Origin of the sequence: Streptomyces sp. NPDC020192 (genome assembly GCF_044388685.1) — a bacterium.
Taxonomy (GTDB): domain Bacteria; phylum Actinomycetota; class Actinomycetes; order Streptomycetales; family Streptomycetaceae; genus Streptomyces.
Map to the genome: position 1 here is coordinate 1 of NZ_JBIRXG010000106.1, position 2,487 is coordinate 2,487.

Consider the following 2,487-nt stretch of genomic DNA (forward strand, 5'->3'; position numbering starts at 1 on the left):
CACGGTGGAGTCGCTGACGGCCGATCGGGTTGACACCGTGCTGAAGGCGAAGGTCGACGGTGCCTGGCACCTGCACGAGCTGACGGCTGGTCTGAGCCTGCGTGCCTTCGTGCTGTTCTCGTCGCTCGCGGGTGTGGTGGGCAGTGCGGGGCAGGGCGGTTACGCGGCCGCGAATGCGGCGTTGGACGCGCTGGCCGGGCTCCGGCGGGCGCAGGGGCTGCCCGCCACCTCCATCGCCTGGGGCCTGTGGGCACCGGCGAGCGCCATGACCTCGGGCGCCGACACCACGCGCCTGGCCCGGGGCGGCATCCTCCCGCTCCCCGCCGAACGGGGCCTGGAGTTGTTCGACGCCGCCTGCGCCGCCGAGGCACCGCTGACCGTCGCCGCGCGCCTGGACCTCACGGCGCTCCGCGCGCAGGGCACCCGTGTGCCCGCCGTCCTGCGGAGCCTCGCGGGCGCCACGGCCCGCCGCACGGCACGCGCCGCCGACGCCGGCACCCTGCGTGACCGCCTCGCCGCGCAGACCCCGGCCGAGCGGACCCGGACCGTGCTCGACCTGGTGCGCGGTCAGGCCGCCGCCGTCCTCGGACACGAGTCGGCCGCCGCCATCGCCGAGGACCGGGCCTTCCTCGAACTCGGCTTCGACTCCCTGACCGCAGTCGACCTGCGCAACCGCCTCGGTACGGTGACGGGCCTGCGCCTGCCGGCCACCACGGTGTTCGACCACCCCAACCCGGCCGCCCTGACCCGGCACATCCTCGCCGAACTGCTCGGCGTCACGGCCGGCTCGTCCCGGACCGCCCCCACCGCCGTACGCACGGACGAGCCGATCGCGATCGTCGGCATGGCCTGCCGCTACCCCGGCGGCGTGGCCTCGCCCGAGGACCTGTGGCGTGTCGTCGCCGAGGGCCGGGACGTCATCTCCCCGTTCCCGGAGGACCGGGGCTGGGACCTCGACGCCCTGTACCACGCCGATCCCGACCACACGGGGACGAGCTACGCCCGCGAGGGCGGGTTCCTGCACGACGCCGCCGGGTTCGACGCCGAGTTCTTCGGTATCAGCCCGCGTGAGGCGCTGGCGATGGACCCGCAGCAGCGGCTGCTGCTGGAGACCGCCTGGGAGGCCGTGGAACGCGCCGGCATCGACCCGACCGCGCTGCGCGGCAGCGCCACCGGCGTCTTCGCTGGCCTGATGTACCACGACTACGCGGCCCGGCTCGGCACCACCCCGGAGGACCTCGAAGGCTACCTGGGCATGGGCAACTCCGGCAGCGTCGCCTCCGGCCGCATCGCCTACACCCTGGGCCTGGAGGGCCCGGCGGTCACCGTCGACACCGCGTGTTCCTCGTCCCTGGTCGCGCTGCACTGGGCGATCAGTGCGCTGCGGTCGGGCGAGTGCGACCTCGCCCTGGCCGGCGGCGTGTCCGTGATGGCGACTCCGGGCACGTTCGTGGAGTTCTCCCGGCAGCGCGGCCTCGCCCCCGACGGGCGCTGCAAGTCGTTCGCGGCCGCGGCCGACGGGGCCAGTTGGTCCGAGGGTGTCGGCATGCTGCTCGTCGAGCGGTTGTCGGATGCGCGTCGGCATGGGCACCGGGTGTTGGCTGTGGTGCGTGGTTCGGCGGTGAACCAGGATGGTGCGTCGAATGGTCTGACGGCGCCGAACGGTCCGTCGCAGCAGCGGGTGATCCGGCAGGCGTTGGCGGGTGCGGGTCTTGGGCCTGGCGATGTCGACGCGGTGGAGGCGCACGGTACGGGTACCAGGCTGGGTGATCCGATCGAGGCGCAGGCGCTGCTTGCGACCTACGGTCAGGAGCGGGATGAGCCGCTGTGGCTGGGCTCGATCAAGTCCAACATCGGTCACGCGCAGGCTGCCGCCGGTGTGGCGGGTGTGATCAAGATGGTGCAGGCGATGCGGCACGGTGTACTCCCGCGCACGCTGCACGTGGACGAGCCGTCTGCGGAGGTCGACTGGTCCGCCGGTGCGGTGGAGCTGCTCACTGAGGAGCGCGAGTGGACCCGTGCGGGTCGGCCGCGTCGGGCGGGTGTGTCGTCGTTCGGTGTGTCCGGTACCAATGCGCATGTCGTCCTTGAAGAGGCACCTGAGGAGACCGAGCGCGCCGGGTCGGCCGAACTGCCCGCCGTGCCCTGGCTGTTGTCGGCCCGGTCCGAGGGGGCGCTGCGGGCGCAGGCCGCACGGCTGGCGGACTGGCTGCAGGACGACACCAGCCTCCTCGGCACCGCCTACTCCCTCGCCACCGGCCGGGCGGCGCTGCCGTACCGCGCGGTCGTCGTCGGCACCGAAAGGGGCGAACTCGCCGACGGGCTCACCGCGTTGGCGGCCGGCCGTGCTGCCGCGCACCTCGAATCCGCCCGAGCCCGCGACAACCGTGTCACCGCGTTCGTGTTCGCGGGGCAGGGTGCGCAGCGGGCCGGGATGGGTGAGGAACTGGCCGCCGCGTACCCGGTGTTCGCCGAGGCGTTCGCGGA

At 73.8% G+C, this 2,487-nt stretch carries 1 pseudogene; it reads left to right on the forward strand.

Features of this window, described 5'->3' with window-relative positions:
• Positions 1-4: 4 nt before the first annotated feature.
• Positions 5-2,487: pseudogene (locus ACH47Z_RS47030) on the forward strand (beta-ketoacyl synthase N-terminal-like domain-containing protein); the annotation flags it as partial.